This is a genomic window from Pseudomonas sp. ENNP23, assembly GCF_001728945.1.
GTDB lineage: Bacteria > Pseudomonadota > Gammaproteobacteria > Pseudomonadales > Pseudomonadaceae > Metapseudomonas > Metapseudomonas otitidis.
The window spans coordinates 49,432-66,271 of record NZ_LYSP01000015.1 but is presented as its reverse complement, the minus strand read 5'-3'; the positions used below and the strand labels follow the sequence as shown (position 1 = coordinate 66,271).

Annotated in this window: 17 protein-coding genes; 8 read left to right on the top strand and 9 right to left on the bottom strand. The window is 66.0% G+C overall.

What is annotated here, in order from left to right; genetic code table 11:
• Nucleotides 1-12 precede the first annotated feature (12 nt).
• The 3 genes from A9G05_RS10845 to A9G05_RS10835 all read left to right on the top strand — a co-directional run bounded on the left by A9G05_RS10845 (nucleotide 13) and on the right by A9G05_RS10835 (nucleotide 3,936).
• A complete protein-coding gene (locus A9G05_RS10845; protein WP_069560977.1) occupies nucleotides 13-1,188 on the top strand; it encodes an L-lyxonate dehydratase in 1,176 nt (391 codons plus the stop codon).
• 53 nt (nucleotides 1,189-1,241) lie between these two features.
• Complete coding sequence (araD1, locus tag A9G05_RS10840) at nucleotides 1,242-2,228, top strand: AraD1 family protein (protein WP_069561015.1); 987 nt, start codon at nucleotides 1,242-1,244, stop codon at nucleotides 2,226-2,228.
• A 124-nt stretch (nucleotides 2,229-2,352) separates the two neighbouring features.
• Complete coding sequence (locus tag A9G05_RS10835) at nucleotides 2,353-3,936, top strand: aldehyde dehydrogenase (NADP(+)) (protein ID WP_069560976.1); 1,584 nt, start codon at nucleotides 2,353-2,355, stop codon at nucleotides 3,934-3,936.
• A gap of 55 nt (nucleotides 3,937-3,991) precedes the next feature.
• Here A9G05_RS10835 and A9G05_RS10830 read toward each other — a convergent pair whose 3' ends face one another.
• The 3 genes from A9G05_RS10830 to A9G05_RS10820 all read right to left on the bottom strand — a co-directional run bounded on the left by A9G05_RS10830 (nucleotide 3,992) and on the right by A9G05_RS10820 (nucleotide 6,013).
• On the bottom strand, nucleotides 3,992-4,843 hold the full coding sequence (locus A9G05_RS10830) for a DMT family transporter (protein WP_069560975.1): 852 nt from the start codon (nucleotides 4,841-4,843) through the stop codon (nucleotides 3,992-3,994).
• The gene (locus tag A9G05_RS10825; RefSeq protein WP_069560974.1) at nucleotides 4,840-5,178 is read right to left on the bottom strand and encodes a tRNA-binding protein; all 339 of its coding nucleotides are present in this window, start codon (nucleotides 5,176-5,178) and stop codon (nucleotides 4,840-4,842) included. Before A9G05_RS10825 ends, A9G05_RS10830 begins: the two co-directional genes overlap by 4 nt.
• A gap of 82 nt (nucleotides 5,179-5,260) precedes the next feature.
• The gene (locus A9G05_RS10820) at nucleotides 5,261-6,013 is read right to left on the bottom strand and encodes an AraC family transcriptional regulator (protein WP_083272543.1); all 753 of its coding nucleotides are present in this window, start codon (nucleotides 6,011-6,013) and stop codon (nucleotides 5,261-5,263) included.
• A 136-nt stretch (nucleotides 6,014-6,149) separates the two neighbouring features.
• On the opposite strand from A9G05_RS10820, the gene A9G05_RS10815 reads away from it, so the two are divergent.
• Both A9G05_RS10815 and A9G05_RS10810 read left to right on the top strand, forming a co-directional pair.
• Nucleotides 6,150-6,980, top strand: coding sequence for a UDP-2,3-diacylglucosamine diphosphatase (locus A9G05_RS10815; protein ID WP_069560973.1), 831 nt, complete (start codon nucleotides 6,150-6,152; stop codon nucleotides 6,978-6,980).
• Complete coding sequence (locus tag A9G05_RS10810) at nucleotides 6,977-8,023, top strand: glycosyltransferase family 1 protein (RefSeq protein WP_069560972.1); 1,047 nt, start codon at nucleotides 6,977-6,979, stop codon at nucleotides 8,021-8,023. Before A9G05_RS10815 ends, A9G05_RS10810 begins: the two co-directional genes overlap by 4 nt.
• 291 nt (nucleotides 8,024-8,314) lie before the next feature.
• Here A9G05_RS10810 and A9G05_RS10805 read toward each other — a convergent pair whose 3' ends face one another.
• The 4 genes from A9G05_RS10805 to A9G05_RS10790 all read right to left on the bottom strand — a co-directional run bounded on the left by A9G05_RS10805 (nucleotide 8,315) and on the right by A9G05_RS10790 (nucleotide 11,243).
• Nucleotides 8,315-9,703 (bottom strand): adenylate/guanylate cyclase domain-containing protein, encoded by a 1,389-nt coding sequence (locus tag A9G05_RS10805; protein WP_069560971.1) that lies wholly within the window; start codon nucleotides 9,701-9,703, stop codon nucleotides 8,315-8,317.
• A gap of 157 nt (nucleotides 9,704-9,860) precedes the next feature.
• Entirely contained in the window at nucleotides 9,861-10,178 is a 318-nt protein-coding gene (locus A9G05_RS10800; protein ID WP_069560970.1) for an Mpo1-like protein, read from the bottom strand.
• Between the two features lie 117 nt (nucleotides 10,179-10,295).
• Entirely contained in the window at nucleotides 10,296-10,958 is a 663-nt protein-coding gene (locus tag A9G05_RS10795) for a methyltransferase (protein ID WP_069560969.1), read from the bottom strand.
• Nucleotides 10,959-11,033: 75 nt separating this feature from the next.
• Nucleotides 11,034-11,243, bottom strand: coding sequence for a cold-shock protein (locus A9G05_RS10790; RefSeq protein ID WP_069560968.1), 210 nt, complete (start codon nucleotides 11,241-11,243; stop codon nucleotides 11,034-11,036).
• A 382-nt stretch (nucleotides 11,244-11,625) separates the two neighbouring features.
• Here A9G05_RS10790 and A9G05_RS10785 point away from each other — a divergent pair, with 382 nt between their 5' ends.
• Nucleotides 11,626-12,630, top strand: coding sequence for an AraC family transcriptional regulator (locus tag A9G05_RS10785; protein WP_069560967.1), 1,005 nt, complete (start codon nucleotides 11,626-11,628; stop codon nucleotides 12,628-12,630).
• 62 nt (nucleotides 12,631-12,692) lie between these two features.
• On the opposite strand, the gene A9G05_RS10780 is transcribed toward A9G05_RS10785, so the two are convergent.
• Both A9G05_RS10780 and A9G05_RS10775 read right to left on the bottom strand, forming a co-directional pair.
• Nucleotides 12,693-14,147, bottom strand: coding sequence for a TrkH family potassium uptake protein (locus A9G05_RS10780; RefSeq protein ID WP_069560966.1), 1,455 nt, complete (start codon nucleotides 14,145-14,147; stop codon nucleotides 12,693-12,695).
• 94 nt (nucleotides 14,148-14,241) lie between these two features.
• Nucleotides 14,242-15,696: a TrkH family potassium uptake protein gene (locus tag A9G05_RS10775; protein ID WP_069560965.1), complete on the bottom strand. Its 1,455-nt coding sequence runs from the start codon at nucleotides 15,694-15,696 to the stop codon at nucleotides 14,242-14,244.
• 154 nt (nucleotides 15,697-15,850) lie between these two features.
• Between A9G05_RS10775 and A9G05_RS10770 the strand changes: the two genes are divergently transcribed.
• Together A9G05_RS10770 and A9G05_RS10765 are read left to right on the top strand one after the other, a co-directional pair.
• Nucleotides 15,851-16,222 (top strand): YkgJ family cysteine cluster protein, encoded by a 372-nt coding sequence (locus A9G05_RS10770; RefSeq protein WP_069560964.1) that lies wholly within the window; start codon nucleotides 15,851-15,853, stop codon nucleotides 16,220-16,222.
• A 53-nt stretch (nucleotides 16,223-16,275) separates the two neighbouring features.
• Nucleotides 16,276-16,833, top strand: coding sequence for a nitroreductase family protein (locus tag A9G05_RS10765; RefSeq protein ID WP_069560963.1), 558 nt, complete (start codon nucleotides 16,276-16,278; stop codon nucleotides 16,831-16,833).
• Nucleotides 16,834-16,840 lie beyond the last annotated feature (7 nt).

Here is a 16,840-nt window from a genome sequence, read left to right as displayed (position 1 = left end):
GGAGCTGTAAGCATGAAAATAAAGTCCGTCCGTACCCGCGTCTTCGAATGGAAGGGCAAGGTCGTTCCACCCCAGCCCCACTTCTGCACCAACGCCGGCGACCTTCTTTTCGAGCGTGGCGATGCCATGGGCTCGTTCCGTTTCCACGGCTGGCTGGTGGTCGAGATCGAGACCGATAACGGCATCGTCGGCATCGGCAACTGCGCCCTGGCTCCGCGTGTAGCGAAGGAAATCATCGACCTCTACCTGGCCCCCATCTGCATCGGTGAAGACCCGTTCGACAGCGAGTACATCTGGCAGAAGATGTACCGCCGCACTCACGCCTGGGGCCGCAAGGGCATCGGCATGGCGGCCATCTCGGCTGTCGACCTGGCGATCTGGGACATCATGGGCAAGGCCGTGGGCAAGCCGGTGTTCAAGCTGCTGGGCGGCCGCACCAAGGAGAAGATCTGGACCTATGCCTCCAAGCTGTACGCCAACGACAACCTCGACCTGTTCCTGGAAGAGGCTCAGGGCTACCTGAGCCAGGGCTTCACCGCGCTGAAAATGCGTTTCGGCTACGGCCCCAAGGACGGCCCGGCAGGCATGCGCCGCAACATCGAGCAGGTGCGTGCGCTGCGTGAGCTGGCGGGGCCGGACGTCGACATCATGCTCGAGTGCTACATGGGCTGGACCCTGGAATATGCACGGCGCATGTTGCCGAAGCTGGCTGAGTTCGAGCCGCGCTGGCTGGAAGAGCCAGTGCTTGCCGACGACATCGAAGGCTACATCGAGCTGAAGAAGATGGGGGTCATGCCGATCTCCGGTGGCGAGCATGAGTTCACCGGTCATGGTTTCAAGGACTTGCTCGAACGCCGTGCGGTGGACGTCATCCAGTACGACACCAACCGGGTTGGCGGCATCACCGCCGCACGCAAGATCAACGCCATGGCCGAAGCCTGGTCGGTGCCGGTCATCCCCCATGCCGGGCAGATGCACAACTACCACCTGACCATGGCCAGTACCGCCTCGCCGATGGCCGAGTTCTTCCCGGTGTTCGACGTCGAGGTCGGCAACGAGTTGTTCTACTACGTCTTCAAGGGCGAGCCACAACCGATCAACGGCTACATCCAGCTCGATGACGACAAGCCGGGTCTGGGCCTGGAGATTTCCGAGGAATACCTCAAGGACTTCAACATCATCGAATGACCGCAGTGGCGCAGCCGGCTGGCGGCGCCCTCAGCATCGAAGGAGAAACCCAGATGCGGCTGATTCAATTCGAAAACCAGGCGGGACAACGCCAGGTGGGCGTCATCGAAGGCGCCCAGGTACAGGTGGTACGCGGCGTGAGCAGCATGCGCGAGTTGGGTTTGGCGGCGATTCGTGCCGGCCATGGCCTGGCGGCGGAAGTGGACGCACGCGGCGGCGACGCCGGCCCGGATTATGCCGGCCTGCTGGCAGCCGGTCAGGTACTGCCGCCGCTGGACCATGACGACCCGGCACATTGCCTGATCAGTGGCACCGGCCTGACCCACCTGGGCAGCGCTGCCACGCGCGACAAGATGCACCAGCAGGACGAGGCCAGCCTGACCGACACCATGCGCATCTTCAAATGGGGCCTGGAGGGCGGCAAGCCTGCGAGCGGTACGGTCGGTGCGCAACCGGAGTGGTTCTACAAGGGCGATGGCAGCATCGTCGTGCGACCCGGCGCCGATTTCCCGGTGCCGGAGTTCGCCGAGGACGCGGGCGAGGAGCCCGAGCTGGTCGGCCTCTACCTGGTCGGTGACGATGGCCGGCCCTATCGGCTGGGCTACGCCCTGGGCAACGAGTTCTCCGACCACGTCATGGAGCGCCGCAACTACCTGTACCTGGCACATTCCAAGCTGCGCTACTGCGCCTATGGCCCGGAGCTGCGCGTCGGCGAGCTGCCGCGCAACCTGCGTGGCCACAGCCGCATCCTGCGGGGGGGCGAGGTGCTCTGGGAGCGCGAGTTCCTTTCCGGTGAGGACAACATGTGCCACAGCCTGGAGAACCTTGAGTACCACCACTTCAAGTACGCGCAGTTCCTTCGGCCGGGGGACGTGCATGTGCATTACTTCGGCACCGCGACGCTGTCGTTCGCTGACGGTATCAAGGCGGTGCCGGGCGATACCTTCGAGATCGCTCTGGATCTCTTCGGTGCGCCGCTGCGCAACGGCATCACACACAAGCCCGTCGGCTTGCAGCCCGGGCAGGTCAGCGCGCTCTGAGCTGTCGCCACGCGCCGCTGCACAACGGTGGCGCGTGTCTTCTCTCAGCCTGCGGAGCGCTCGACTCCACCCCGCCGTTACCCACGGCGGTCGTTCGTGATCCCATTCGCTCTAGGAGCCCCTGATGACTGGCAGACTCGGTCACAACTACATCGCCGGGCGGCGCAGTGCCGCCGGACACATCCGCCTGCAGAGCCTGGACGCCACCACAGGCGAGGCACTGCCGGGCGCCTTCATCCAGGCCACCGAAGCCGAGGTGGCGGCTGCCGCTGAAGCCGCCGCCCTGGCCTTTCCCTCGTACAGCAAGCTCGATCCCAGGCACCGTGCCGAATTCCTCGACGCCATCGCCGATGAACTCGATGCGCTGGGTGATGACTTCGTTGCCATTGTCTGCCGTGAAACGGCGTTGCCGGCTGCCCGTATTCAGGGTGAGCGGGGCCGTACCAGTGGCCAGTTGCGGCTGTTCGCCTCGGTGCTCAGACGCGGCGATTTCCATGGCGCACGCATCGACCGTGCCTTGCCTGCGCGTACACCACTGCCGCGCCCGGACCTGCGCCAGTGCCGGCTGGGGGTCGGTCCGGTCGCGGTCTTCGGCGCCAGCAACTTCCCGCTGGCGTTCTCTACGGCTGGTGGTGACACCGCTGCTGCACTGGCAGCCGGCTGTCCGGTGGTGGTCAAGGCCCACAGCGGCCACATGGCCACCGCCGAATGGGTGGCCGATGCCATCCTGCGTGCGGCTGACAGGACCGGTATGCCTGCCGGTGTGTTCAACATGATCTATGGCGGTGGTGTCGGCGCCGCGCTGGTGCAGCACCCGGCGATCCGGGCGGTCGGCTTCACCGGCTCGCTCAAGGGGGGACGTGCCCTGTGCGACCTGGCAGCGGCGCGCCCGCAGCCGATCCCGGTGTTTGCCGAAATGAGCAGCATCAACCCGGTGGTGCTCCTGCCGCAGGCGCTGCAGGCACGCGGCGAGCGCATTGCCGCCGAGCTGGCGGCTTCAGTGGTGCTGGGAGGTGGCCAGTTCTGTACCAAGCCGGGTCTGGTCATCGGCATCCGCAGCGCGGCGTTCAGTGATTTCGCCGCCTGCCTGGGCGATGCGATTGGCAGCCAGTCGGCTCAGACGATGCTCAATGCCAGTACCTTGCGCAGCTATGCCCATGGTGTGGCTGCCTTGCTGGCACACCCTGGCGTGCGCCACCTGGCGGGCCGGCCCCAGGCTGGCCAGCAGGCACAGCCGCAGGTGTTCCAGGCTGATGTCAGCCTGCTGTTGCACGGTGATGCTCTGCTGCAGGAGGAAGTCTTCGGGCCCGCCACCGTATTGGTCGAAGTGGCCGATCGTGCCGAACTGCAACAGGCGCTGCAGGCCCTGCACGGACAGCTCACCGCCACGCTGATCGCCGACGAGCAGGATCTGGACGGGTTTTCCGATCTGGTGCCGTTGCTTGAACGCCAGGCCGGCCGCCTGCTGCTCAATGGCTACCCGACCGGTGTTGAGGTGTGCGATGCGATGGTGCATGGCGGGCCTTATCCGGCGACATCGGATGCCCGGGGTACGTCGGTGGGGACACTGGCGATCGACCGCTTCCTGCGCCCGGTGTGCTACCAGAACTACCCGGACAGGTGGCTGCCTGCTGCGTTGCAGAATGCCAACCCGCTCGGTATCCAGCGCCTGGTGGATGGCCGGCCGAGTCACGACCCGATCCCTTGACCGGGTGCACGGGGCACTCCTGCGGAGCTGCCCCGTGCCGTCGAGCCTGATCGGTTCAGTGCTTCATCCGGGCCGGGACGAAGACCGCACCGATGATCAGCACGCCGCCCACCAGCATCCGCAGGGACGGCTCCTCACTGAACAGCCACCAGGCGAAGGCAATACCGTAGACCGGCTCCAGGGCGAAGATCACCGCAGTGGTCCGTGCCTTGAGCACCTTCAGGCTGGCCACGAACAGGCTGTGGGCGAGGCCGGTGCAGAGCACGCCGAGCAGGCCGATCCACAGCCAGTCCAGTGCGCGGGGTTCGGGCAGGACCGGCCATACCGGCAACACCAGCAGCCCGACGATGGTGAGGTTCTGCCAGAGCGCGGCGTGTACCGGGTCCAGACCCCGGGTGGTGGCACGGTTGAGCAGCGACAGCAGGGCGAACAGCAAGCCGGAGAGCACGGCGGCGATCAGCCCTTGGGTGGCATCGCTGGCCAGGTCGAAATCCGGCGTCACCAGCACCAGGCCGATGCTCACCAGGGCCACCACCAGCACCTCGCGCAGGTGGATGCGTTCGCGGAACAGCAACGCCTCCAGCAACAGGGTGAAGGCCGGGAAGCTGGCAAAGCCGAGGGTGGCGATGGCCACGCCGCCCACCTTCACCGCCTGGAAGAACAGCACCCAGTGCCCGCCCAGCAGCAGGCCGCCCAGCAGCAGCGCGGGCAGTTGGCGTGGCCCAGGCCGTGCGCCGCGGTCGCCGCCGACGAAGCGGGCGAACAGCGCCAGGGCGAGGACGGCAAACGCCGCACGGCCGAAGGTGATCATCATCGGCGAGGTTTCCGCCAGCTTGCCGAAGATGCCGGAGAGGCCGAACAGCAGGGCGCCCAGGTGGATGGCGAGCAGGGCGTTGCGCGGCGTCATGCCAGGCGTGCGCCGTTGGGCAGGGGCTTGTCGAAGCTGGCCAGCACCACCTTCCCCTCGGCGTCATAGACGCCGGTGACCAGCACTTCGGAGCGGATGCCGGCGACGCGCTTGGGGGCGAAGTTGCAGACGCACAGCACCTGCCGGCCCACCAGGTCTTCGGCGGCGTAGTGGGCGGTGAGCTGGGCGCTGGAGGTCTTCAGGCCCAGCTCGCCCAGGTCCACCTCCAGCACGTAGGCGGGCTTGATGGCTTTGGGGTTGGGCTGGGCGGAGCGGATGGTGCCGACGCGCAGGTCGACGTTCAGGAAGTCTTCCCATTCGATGGTGGTGGTCATGCTGATCCCCAGTGAAACGATGGCGGCAGTCTAGAGGCTCGTGCCGCCGATGTCTGTCGCGGGGCTCGCGGGCTTTGTCGCGCTACTCGCGCTGGCGGCGCAGGGCGCGGGGCGTGGTGCCGAGGCCACGGGAGAGGGCGGCGGTGAAGGCACTCTGGGAGCTGTAGCCGACCCGGGCGGCGATCTCGCCCACCGGCAGGTTGCTCTCCAGCAGCAGGCGGCGCCCCTGCAGCAGGCGGCGGGTGCGCAGGTAGTCCATGGGTGTCTGCCCGGTGGCGTCGAGGAAGCGGCGGTGGAAGTGCGCCACCGAGAGCCCGCAGAGGCGCGCCAGGTCGGCGACCTGCAGCGGGCGGTCGAGGTGCTGGTCGAGGTGGGCGTCCAGGACGGCTAGGGGCAGCTCGTCGGGTGCTTCGCATGGGCCGGCAGGCGCTACCAGGCTGGCCAGCAGCAGGCCGACGCCCTGGTTGGCGATCACCGTATCGTTGATCGGGCTGGTGGCCAGCCAGCCCACCAGTTGGCTCTGGTTCGGGTCCAGGCGCAGGGCACCGGGGCGCTCTAGCAGGCGCCGGCCTGCGTCGTAGTGATGGCCGAGGGTGTGTTTCAGCCAGGCATCGTCGGGCACGTCCAGCACCAGGCACAGGCTGCCGCGCGGGCTGCCGCAGGCGTGGTGTTCGCCGGGCGGAACCACCGCCAGGTGCTGGCGCTCGACGCGGGTGCCCAGGCTGCCCACTTCAAAGTCCAGGCTGCCGCTGAGGCCGAACACCAGTTGGGCGTGGTCGTGGCTGTGGGCAAGCAGGTCGTGGGTGTAGCGGCGCAGGCTCAGCATCGGCTTCATTGGGGCGGTCCTCGGCGAGGCGGCCAGTCTACCTGCTGGCGGTAGCGGCCGCAGTGTCATCGTTCTGCAGCCTGCCGGTCATCTGCACTTCACCACTTCCGCGCAATATCCGTAAAACGCCGCTGGAGGCTACACGATGAGCAGTGTCGAACGCCTGGAGCCGGTTGACCCGGCGCGTCCCCGCAAGCAGCGGGTGAGAACCCTGTGGATCTCCGACGTGCACCTGGGCACACGTGACTGCCAGGCCGAGCACCTGGCGCGTTTCCTCAAGCGCCACCACGCCGACCGCATCTACCTGGTGGGCGACATCATTGATGGCTGGAAGCTGCGCGGCGGCATCTACTGGCCCCAGGCGCACACCAACGTGATCCGCCGTCTGCTGACCATGAGCAAGCGCGGCACCGAGGTGATCTACGTCACCGGCAACCACGACGAATTCCTGCGTCGCTATTCCAGCCTGATGCTCGGCAACATCCAATTGGTGGACGAGGCGATCCATGAGACCGCCGATGGCCGTCGCCTGCTGGTGATCCACGGTGATCAGTTCGACGTCATCACCCGCTACCACAAGTGGCTGGCCTTCCTCGGCGATTCGGCCTACGAGTTCACCCTGACCCTGAACCGCTGGCTCAACCACTGGCGCGAGCGCTGGGGCTACGGCTACTGGTCGCTGTCGGCCTTCCTCAAGCACAAGGTGAAGAGTGCGGTGAACTTCATCAGCGACTTCGAGGAGTCCATCGCCCACGAATGCGTCAAGCGCGGGCTGGACGGTGCCGTGTGCGGCCACATCCACCATGCCGAGATTCGCCGGGTGGGGGAGGTGGAGTACATGAACTGCGGTGACTGGGTGGAGTCCTGCACGGCGCTGATCGAGCACTGGGACGGCACCATCGAACTCTATCGTCTGGCCGAGGACCAGGCGCGCCAGGCTGAGGCCCGTACACCGGCGCTCGAGTCCGCCGCATGAGAATCCTTGTCGTCAGTGATGCCTGGGCACCCCAGGTCAACGGCGTGGTCACCAGCCTGCAGGCATTGGTGGCCGAACTGCGCGGGCTCGGCCACCTGGTCAAGCTGCTGTCACCGCGGGACTTCCGCGCCGTGCCCTGTCCCACCTACCCGGAGATTCCGCTGGTGTGGGACCTGTGGCGGGTGGGGGCGGCGATCCGCGACTTCCGCCCGGACTGCGTGCACCTTGCCACCGAGGGCCCGCTGGGCTGGGCAGCACGGCGCTGGTTGATGAAGCGTGGCCTGGCCTTCTCCAGCGCGGTGCATACACGTTTCCCCGAATACGTGCATACCCGCTGGCGGCAGGTCCCGCTGGCCTGGGGGTACACGCTGCTGCGTGCCTTTCACCGCCCCAGCCAGACGGTGCTGGTGACCACCGAGCGCTTGCGCGAGGAGCTGGGCGGCCACGGGCTGACGCGGCTTTCGCTGTGGCGCAAGGGTGTGGACAGCACTTGTTTTCATCCCCGGTCGGAGATACCCAGGCCGCTGCGCCCGGTGTTCCTCTATGTCGGGCGTATCGCCCCGGAGAAGAACCTGCGGGCCTTCCTCGATCTGGATCTGCCGGGTGAGAAGTGGCTGGTGGGCGATGGTCCGCAGCGCGAGGAACTGGAGGCGGCTTATCCCCGGGCGCGCTTCCTCGGCTACCGCCATGGCGAGGCGCTGGCCGAGGCCTATGCGTCGGCCAGCGTGCTGGTGTTCCCCTCGCGTACCGACACCTATGGGCTGGTGATGCTGGAGGCCCTGGCCTGCGGCACGCCGGTGGCGGCTTTCCCCGTGCCGGGGCCGCTGGACGTGCTGGAGGCGGGCGTCACCGGGGTGATGGACGAGGACCTGGAAGGCGCCTGCCTGCGGGCGCTGGAGCTGGACCGTGGTGTCTGCGCCGAGCGGGCGGCACGGCTGTCCTGGCGGGCGTCGGCGCTGGAGTTCCTGGCCCGGCAGCCCCTGCTGGACGGGGAGCTGTGCGGCGAGGGCATGGCAGAGCCAGGGGTTCAAGGCGCGTCGTAGTGGGACGTGCGCCGTGCTGGCGAAGGTTGATCGCGAACGAATCCGCTCCCACTGGGTGCTGCTGCCAGGTGGGTTGGGACATTCCCGGCCGCTACGTACGGGGCATCGATGCGGTTCGCTGAGCTCACCGCATCCTACGGACCGGCCCTGTGTGCCTTGGCCATTGGAGGTGTGGGGGCTGTTTCAACCGCGAATCCCCGCGCCATGGCTGATCGCTAACAAAATTGATTGGACGCTGGACGCTGCCATGAGCAAGGCCGCCCTGGGGCGGCCTTCGGGTGACCCTTTCGGTCAGAGGATGACCTTGTCGCGCAATTTCTCGGCGGCGGCCTGCAGGGCCTGGATGACCTTTTCCTTGTCGTAGTTCTGGATGCCGTTGGTGTCCAGGTACATGGAGAAGCCCGGCAGTTCGTGCTCGACGTAGCTGGAGGTGGCGCCCAGGTCGCGGCGGAAGTCGACCACCTGGTAGATCTGCACCGGGCGGGCGAAGCCCTTGACGCTGATCTGGCCTTTGTCGCGGCACATGATCACGTCCTTCACCAGCGAGTAGGTCTCGTGGGAGATGAGGATCTCGCCGGCTTCGGAGGCGCTTTCCAGGCGGCTGGCGAGGTTCACGTCGCGGCCGATGATGGTGTAGTCCATGCGCGTGTCGGCGCCGAAGTTGCCCACGGTGCAGTAGCCGGTGTTCAGGCCCATGCGGATTTCCAGGGGCTTGGTGATGCCCTGGGCCCGCCACTGCTGGCGCAGCACCTTCATGTGTTTGCGCATGGCGATGGCCATGGACACGGCTGCCACGGCGTCCTTCTTGGCGCCCTGGGTGGTGGGGTCGCCGAAGAACACCATGACGCAGTCGCCGACGAACTTGTCGATGGTGCCGCCGTACTTGAGGGCGATCTTCGACATTTCGTTGAGGTAGTTGTTGAGCAGGTCGGTCAGCGCCTCGGCTTCCAGTTCCTCAGACAGCTCGGTGAAGCCCTTGATGTCGGAGAAGAACACTGTGAGTTTCTTGCGCTGGGTCTCCAGGCGCACGTGGCGTTTGCCGCTGAAGATCATCTCCCAGACCTGGGGCGACAGGTACTTGGCGAGGTTGCGGGCCAGGCGCGCAGCCTTTTCCTGCTCCTGCTTGATCTCGCTGCGCGCCAGCGCCAGGCGCAGGCCCTGCTGGTGCACGAAGAAGGCGGTGATACAGACGTAGAGCGTGGTGAAGCAGATGCTGACGAAGGCCACCAGCGTGGGGGTGCCGGTCTTCAGGTCGGGGTGGGCGATCACGGTGGTCAGCACCGTGCCACTGGCGGCCACCAGCAGGGCCAGGCCGAGGTGGCGCAGGCCGCCGACGATCAGCGCGCTGAAGGCCAGCGTCAACATGAACATCAGGCTGGGCACGGTGGAGAACCCCAGCAATGCGGCGCCGCAGCCGGCGTGCAGGGCGTCGAGGAACAGCAGCACCAGGTGGGTCTTTTCGGGGTGTTCGCGCTTGAAGCGCAAGCTCAGGTGGTGGGCCAGGTGCGGGTAGAGCAGGGCGTAGGGGACCATCCACAGCACGTCGAAGCCGAAATGCTGGGTGTAGCTGCCGGCGGCGATGGTGGCGGCGGTGGCGATGTAGGCGAGAACGCGGGAGTAGTATTCGCGCAGGGGTAACGTCGGAAGACTGCTGGGCCGATCGGTGGAGGCTGACTTCATTGTTGCGACGATCCCTGGTGGTTTTCTGGCACTCGCTGGAGCGCCCGCCAGCTTGCAAGACCTGAGCCAGCATGACGGGTGTGGATCATAACCAAGTGCCAGTATGGCGGCCAAGCGGGGCCGCCGAACGGCGAAGGGATCGGGGTAGTCGGCAGCCCTAGAAGCGGATGCGGCCGGTGAAGGCGTCCTTGAGCATCACCCAGTCGCCCATCAGGCTGTACAGCGGGTACTTGAAGGTGGCCGGACGGTTCTTCTCGAAGACGAAGTGGCCGACCCAGGCGAAGCCATAGCCGGCCAGCGGCATGGCCAGCAGCCACAGCCACTGCTGGGTGACCAGGGCATAGCCGAGGATGGCCAGCACCAGCAGGCTGCCGACGTAGTGCAGGCGGCGGCAGACGCCGTTGCTGTGCTCCTGCAGGTAGTAGGGATAGAACTCGGCGAAGCTGTTGAAACGCTCGGCGGGCAGGCTGCTCATGGCGGTCTCCTTCTTGTTGTGTGCCGGGGAGTGTAGGTGGCGCGCCTCCCACGGCCAGTGACAATGAGTGCCAGTTTAGTATCCCGTTGCGCCGCCCTGCCGGGCGCGCAGACGGCTTCAGGCCGGCGTCGCTTCGCGGTTGTAGTGCAGGTAGGAGCCCTTGAATCGTTCGCCATTGGCCAGCAGGCAGTCCGCCTGGGAGATGACGATGTCGTAGCCGAGCTCGGTCATTTCGTCGTGGAAGGGCTGCGTGTCCTGCCGGTTGGGGTCCACCAGCAGCACTTCGACCGAGCGCGCGGAATGGCGGTCGATGAAGTCGGCCAGGTCTTCCTGGTTGTCGTCGTCGTAGAGCAGGTCGCTGCCGATGATCAGGTCGAACTGGCCGAAGCTGTCGGCACCGGCCCAGTCGCAGGTTTCGTAGCGCATGGGGGGCAGGTCGTTGAGGCGCAGGTTCTCGGCGAGGAAGGTGGGGATCAGCGGGTGGATGTCGCTGGCGGTCATGTCGCCGCCGCGCTGGTGGCCTACCAGGCTGGCCAGGCCCAGGCCGGCGCCCACTTCCAGCACCCGCAGCCCTGTGAGGTCGCGCCGGGCGATGGCCTGGGCGAGTACCTCGCCAGCCGGCCACACCTGGCCGAACAGTGCCCAGGTGCTCTCGGTGATGCCGAGGCTGGCAGCTTCGCCTGCAGGGTCATGGAACTGTTCGGCATCCAGCAGCGACTGCACGTGGAAGTCGCGGCCGCCCACTCTAAAGGTGGTGGTCTTGATCAGGTAACCCGGCATGTCGATGTGCTCGCTGGAAAAATGGAGTGCAAAAAAAAGCCCCGGAAAACCGGGGCTTTCTTCGAGAGGGGGTCTTCAGACCACCTGAACCTGCTCGGCCTGCAGGCCTTTCGGGCCTTTGGCGACCATGAAGCTCACTTTCTGACCTTCAGCGAGGGACTTGAAGCCGGTGCTTTCGATCGAGCGGTAGTGAACGAATACGTCCGGACCTTCCTGGGGGGTGATGAAGCCGAAGCCTTTTTCATCGTTGAACCATTTGACGGTGCCGAGTTGACGATTGGACATGATGTATCTCCAGGGAAATAAAAAGGGGCATCGACGCCGGACTGTCCGGGCCGAGACTGAGAACGAAAGCGAAGTAAGCCGAGGAGATGGAAAGATGGGAATCGTTACATCAGGTCAGAAATCGCAATGACACGTTGCATCCAGTGGCGACACCATACACCCATTGTGGAAATAACCCAGGTTTATTTTGTGGAATCACTCGAAAAGGTGTCACTGGAATGGCCGGAAGCCACGTCTGGCAAGGCTTTCAGGGCATCCTGTTTTTTGTCGGTTCATGGCCCGGAAAGCCGGGCGTGCCGAACCTGACAAAGCCGGGCCGGGGTGAGTATCCTTCCTCGCCGGGCCCTGTCGGGCCTTTCTCCCACCCGAACAAGAAGGCGCCATGAGCGAACGTACCACTTCCTCCAGTTGGGCCCTGGGGATCGTGCAGGCCCTGGAAATGGGCGGGGTCGATTGTCGCCGCCTGTTCCCCGAACTGGGACTCGACTACGCCGCTCTCTTCGACGCGGACGCGCGCTTCCCTCAAGACGGCATGACCCGCCTGTGGCTGCGGGCGGTGGAGCTGTCGGGCAACCCGGCCATCGGGCTGAACATGGCCAAGGTGGTGCGGCCGGCCTCATTCCATGTGGTGGGTTATGCGCTGATGTCCAGCCGCACACTGAACGAGGGTTTCGCCCGCCTGGTGCGTTACCAGCGGATCATCGCCGAGGGGGCGGACCTGAGCTTCCGGCCGACTCCGGAGGGCTACGAACTGCGGCTGGCGATCCACGGTGATCGGCTGCCTCCGGCGCGGCAGAGTGCGGAAGCTTCGATGGCCTATTGCCTCGCCTTCTGCCGCTGGATGACCGGGCGCGCCATCAATCCACTGGAGATCCGCTTCCAGGGGCCGGCCCCGGCGGACGTCGAGCCCTATCGGCAGGTGTTCCAGGCGCCCCTGCGTTTCGGCGCCGAGCACTATGCGCTGCGCTTCAGCCGGGCCGACATGGATACGCCGCTGCCCACTGCCAACGAGTCCCTCGCGCAACTGCATGACCGTTTTGCCGGGGAGTACCTGGCGCGCTTCGCCGGCAGCCGGGTGACCCACCTGGCTCGCCAGGTGCTCTGCCGCCTGTTGCCCCAGGGCGAACCCAAGCGTGAAGTGGTGGCCAGCGCCTTGCACCTGTCCCAGCGCACCCTGCAGCGGCGTTTGCAGGAGGAGGGCACCCGTTTCCAGCAACTGCTCGATGACACCCGCCGCGAGCTGGCCGAGCAGTACCTGGCGCAGCCGAACCTGACCCTGCTGGAAATCGCCTACCTGCTGGGTTTTGCCGATCCGAGCAATTTCTTTCGTGCCTTCCGCCGCTGGTTCGACGCCACGCCGGGCGAGTACCGCGCGCGTCTGCAATGACGCTCGATGACTGCCGGGGCGCCAGGGGCGGCCTCAGTCGCCCATCGGCCGAGCGCGTTGGTTCAATGCCTCCAGAAATACGGCGTGCAGATCACCAGCACGGTGATGATCTCCAGCCGCCCCAGCAGCATGCCCAGAGACAGCAACCACTTGGACCCGTCAGGCAGGGTGGAGAAATTGCCCGACGGGCCGATCACCTCGCCCAGGCCCGGGCCGACGCCGGAGACGGTGCTGGCTGCGCCGCTGAGGGCGGTGATCCAGTCCAGCCCCTGCAGCGACAGGCCCAGGGCGATCACGCAGATGGTGATGGTGAAGAAGAACGAGAAGGTGAGGATCGAGCGGACGATCTCCTCGTCCAGGCGGTGGCCGTTGTACTTCTGTTTGATCACCGCGCGGGGGTGGATGAGCTGGTACAGGTTGGCCTTGAGCAGAATGTAGGCCACCTGGAAACGGAAGATCTTGACCCCGCCGGCGGTGGAGCCGGAGCAGCCGCCGATGAAGCCCAGGTAGAAGAACAGCATCAGCGAGAAGTTGCCCCACAGGCTGTAGTCGCCCAGGGCGAAGCCGGTGGTGGTGAGGATCGAAGTGGTGTTCACCGCCACGTGGCGCAGTGCGTCCAGCCAGTGCAGGTCGGTGGTGGCCCAGTACCAGGTGCCCAGCACCAGCCAGATCATCAGCAGCAGGCCGAGGAAGCCGCGCACCTGGTCATCGCGGAACAGTGCCTTGCGGTTGCCCCGCAGGGTGGCGACGTAAAGGGCAAAGGGCAGGCTGCCGAGAATCATCACCACCACCGCCACCCAGTGCACCGCCGGCTGCTGCCACTTGGCCAGGGACTGGTCTGAGGTGGAGAAACCACCGGTGGAGATGGCCGACATGGCGTGGTTGACCGCGTCGAAGGCGTTCATCCCGGCCAGCCAGAAAGCCAGGGTACCCACCAGGGTGAAGCCGACGTACACCGCGACGATGTACTTGGCCACCATGTGCGAGCGCGGCATGACTTTCTCCGAGCGGTCGGAGGATTCGGTCTGGAACAGGCGCATGCCGCCGATGCGCAGCAGCGGCAGGATCGCCACCGCCATGCCGATGAAGCCGATGCCACCCAGCCAGTGCAGCAGCGAGCGCCAGATGAGGATGCCCTGCGACATGCTGTCCAGCCCGCTGAGCACCGTGGCACCGGTGGCGGTGATGCCGGACATGCTTTCGAAGAAGGCGTCGGTGTAGCTGATGTGCTGGGTGAGCAGGAAGGGCAGGGCGGCGAAGATGCCCACCACCACCCAGCTAGAGACGGTCAGCAGGTACATGTCCCGGGGGCGCAGGTGGGCCTGTTCCGGACGCCCGGGGATCACCAGGCCAAGCCCGGTGATGAAGGTGGCCAGGCTCGACCAGACAAAGGCGTGGATGTCCTGCGGGCGGTCGTAGGCGATCACGGTGATGACCGGGATGACCATGCTGATCGCCAGGGTGATCAGGAAGATACCGATGATGAAGCCGATCAGACGCAGGGTCGGCAAAGCCATGGGGCGTGCTCGGTCTGGATGAATGAGGGCGCCATTCTAGCGACGTGCCGCCGCCTGTCCACGGGCGCCTGATTCAGGTGTAGTCGATCCCGGCTCAGTGTTTCCAGAAACCCCGGGTGAACAGCACCAGCACAGTGAGGATTTCCAGCCGGCCCAGCAGCATGCCGATGGTCAGTAGCCACTTGGCCGAGTCCGGCAGGGTGGAGAAGTTGCCGGCCGGGCCAATGGTCGGGCCCAGACCCGGTCCCACGTTGCACACGGCGGTGGCGGCGCCGGTGAGGGCGGTGGTCCAGTCCAGGCCCACCAGGCACAGGCCCAGGGCGATCGCCCCGATGGTGATGGTGAAGAAGAAGGAGAAGGTGATCAGTGAGCGGACGATCTCTTCGTCGATGTTGTGCCCGTTGTACTTCTGGCGGATTACTGCGCGGGGGTGTACCAGTTGCTTGAGGTTGGTGCGCAGCATCACCAGTGCCACCTGGAAGCGGAAAATCTTCAGTCCGCCGGAGGTGGAGCCGGAGCAGCCGCCGACGAAGGTCAGGTAGAAGAACAGCATCACCGAGAAGCTGCCCCACAGTGTGTAGTCGCCCAGGGCGACGCCGGTGGTGGTGACCACCGAAGTGACGTTGACCGCGACGATGCGGAAGGCGTCCGGCCAACTGTAGTCGGAGTTGAGCCACAGCCAGGTGCCGAAGAACAGCCAGGTCGCCACAAGGAAGCCGACGAAGCCGCGCACCTGGTGGTCCCTCAGCAGGGCCTTGCGGTGCCCGCGCAAGGTGGCGACGTAGAGGGTGAAGGGCAGGCTGCCGGCCATCATCACCACCACCGCGACCCAATGCACGGCCGGCTGCTTCCAGTTGGCGATGGAGTTGTCCGAGGTGGAGAAGCCGCCGGTGGAGATCAGCGACATGGCGTGGTTGGCCGCGTCGAACGGGGTCATGCCGGCGAGCCAGAAGGCCAGGATGCCCAGCAGTGTCAGGGCGATGTACACCACCAGGATGTACTTGGCCACCATGTGCGAGCGCGGCATGACTTTCTCGCCCCAGTCCGAGGACTCGGTCTGGAACAGGCGCATGCCGCCGATGCGCAGCAGCGGCAGGATCGCCACCGCCATGCCGATGAAGCCGATGCCACCGAGCCATTGCAGCATCGAGCGCCACAGCAGCAGGCCCGGTGAGGCATGGTCGAGTCCGGTGATGACGGTGGAGCCGGTGGTGGTGATGCCCGACATGGTCTCGAAGAAGGCGTCGGTGTAGCTGATGTGCTGGATCAGCACCATCGGCAGCGCGGCGAAGATGCACACCACCACCCAGCTGGCGGTGGTGAGCATGTACATGTCCCGCGGGCGCATGTGCAGGTGCTCCGGGCGCCCCGGGGCCACCAGGGCCAGGCCGACGATGAAGGTGATCAGGCTGGACCAACTGAACGCACCGATGTCGTCGGTCCGCTCGAACGCGAGCACGGCCAGCATCGGCACCACCATGCTGACCGCCAGCGTGATGAGGAACAGGCCGATGATGAAACCGATGGTGCGCAGCGTGGACAGGGCCATGGGAGAGTCGGTCGAGGACGGGAGGGCGGCATTCTACTGGCCTCTTTCGCTGCTGTGAAACACTCCGCATCCGGGGTCTTTACAGGGCAAGGGCGCTGAATAGAATGGCCGGCCAGGTGCCGGCCCGTGCCGGTTTTCTGAGCCTCCTCTCCAAATGTCCGCTGACAATCCCTGCCTTACGTGCGGCGCCTGCTGCGCGCACTTTCGTGTGTCCTTCTTCTGGGGTGAATGCCAGTCCGCCGGTGGTGTCGTGCCGGATGATCGGGTCGTCCAGGTCAGTCACCATCTGGTTGCCATGCTCGGTACCGAGAGCCGGCCGGTGCGCTGCATCAGCCTGATGGGCGAGGTGGGTTGCGGCGTGCGCTGCACCACCTACGAGCAGCGTTCCAGCACCTGCCGGGAGTTCACGGCCTCCTGGGAGGATGGCCAGCACAACCCCCACTGCGACAAGGCGCGCGCAGCCTATGGCTTGCCTCCGCTGACGCCACCGCTGCAACCGCGCGTGAGCCCTGACCGGGTGGCCTGAGCGGGGCGGGATATCGGCTAGAATGCCGGCTTCCCGAACTCAGGAGGTGGCCGATGGAGGCTCTCGACGCTCTGCTCAACCGTGTATCCCTGGCCCGGCTGCAGGAGCCCGCACCGAACGCAGTCCAGCGTGATTACCTGTTCCGTGCGGCCCTGCGTTCGCCGGACCATGGCTACCTGCGCCCCTGGCGCTTCCTCACCATCGAGGGTAGTGCCCGCGAGAAGCTCGGCGAGCTGTTCGCCTCTGCCGTGCTGGCCAAGGACCCGGCCGCCCCCGAGGCGGCTCTGACCAAGGCCCGGGGCATGCCGCTGCGTGCGCCGTTGCTGGTGGTGGTGGTGGCGCGTCTGCAGGCCGGCCACAAGGTGTCGGAGTCGGAACAGTTGTTGTCTGCAGGGTGCGCGGCCCACGGCATCCTGCTGGCGGCCCACGCGCAGGGCCTGGGGGCCATCTGGCGCACCGGCGACATGGCCTATGACCGCACTGTCGCTCAGGGGCTGGGCCTGGCGGACAACGAGCAGGTGGTGGGCTTCCTCTACCTCGGCAGCGTCGAGGGCGAGCGCCGGGCTGCGCCGGAGCTGGCGCCGACGGACTTTGTCAGCACCTGGGGCTGATCAGCGG

Excerpts from the sequence above, each read along its gene's own strand:
- A9G05_RS10845 (WP_069560977.1), top strand. The coding sequence starts at position 13 with ATGAAAATAAAGTCCGTCCGTACCCGCGTCTTCGAATGGAAGGGCAAG.
- araD1 (WP_069561015.1), top strand. The coding sequence starts at position 1,242 with ATGCGGCTGATTCAATTCGAAAACCAGGCGGGACAACGCCAGGTGGGC.
- A9G05_RS10835 (WP_069560976.1), top strand. The coding sequence starts at position 2,353 with ATGACTGGCAGACTCGGTCACAACTACATCGCCGGGCGGCGCAGTGCC.
- A9G05_RS10830 (WP_069560975.1), bottom strand. The coding sequence starts at position 4,843 with ATGACGCCGCGCAACGCCCTGCTCGCCATCCACCTGGGCGCCCTGCTG.
- A9G05_RS10825 (WP_069560974.1), bottom strand. The coding sequence starts at position 5,178 with ATGACCACCACCATCGAATGGGAAGACTTCCTGAACGTCGACCTGCGC.
- A9G05_RS10820 (WP_083272543.1), bottom strand. The coding sequence starts at position 6,013 with ATGAAGCCGATGCTGAGCCTGCGCCGCTACACCCACGACCTGCTTGCC.
- A9G05_RS10815 (WP_069560973.1), top strand. The coding sequence starts at position 6,150 with ATGAGCAGTGTCGAACGCCTGGAGCCGGTTGACCCGGCGCGTCCCCGC.
- A9G05_RS10810 (WP_069560972.1), top strand. The coding sequence starts at position 6,977 with ATGAGAATCCTTGTCGTCAGTGATGCCTGGGCACCCCAGGTCAACGGC.
- A9G05_RS10805 (WP_069560971.1), bottom strand. The coding sequence starts at position 9,703 with ATGAAGTCAGCCTCCACCGATCGGCCCAGCAGTCTTCCGACGTTACCC.
- A9G05_RS10800 (WP_069560970.1), bottom strand. The coding sequence starts at position 10,178 with ATGAGCAGCCTGCCCGCCGAGCGTTTCAACAGCTTCGCCGAGTTCTAT.
- A9G05_RS10795 (WP_069560969.1), bottom strand. The coding sequence starts at position 10,958 with ATGCCGGGTTACCTGATCAAGACCACCACCTTTAGAGTGGGCGGCCGC.
- A9G05_RS10790 (WP_069560968.1), bottom strand. The coding sequence starts at position 11,243 with ATGTCCAATCGTCAACTCGGCACCGTCAAATGGTTCAACGATGAAAAA.
- A9G05_RS10785 (WP_069560967.1), top strand. The coding sequence starts at position 11,626 with ATGAGCGAACGTACCACTTCCTCCAGTTGGGCCCTGGGGATCGTGCAG.
- A9G05_RS10780 (WP_069560966.1), bottom strand. The coding sequence starts at position 14,147 with ATGGCTTTGCCGACCCTGCGTCTGATCGGCTTCATCATCGGTATCTTC.
- A9G05_RS10775 (WP_069560965.1), bottom strand. The coding sequence starts at position 15,696 with ATGGCCCTGTCCACGCTGCGCACCATCGGTTTCATCATCGGCCTGTTC.
- A9G05_RS10770 (WP_069560964.1), top strand. The coding sequence starts at position 15,851 with ATGTCCGCTGACAATCCCTGCCTTACGTGCGGCGCCTGCTGCGCGCAC.
- A9G05_RS10765 (WP_069560963.1), top strand. The coding sequence starts at position 16,276 with ATGGAGGCTCTCGACGCTCTGCTCAACCGTGTATCCCTGGCCCGGCTG.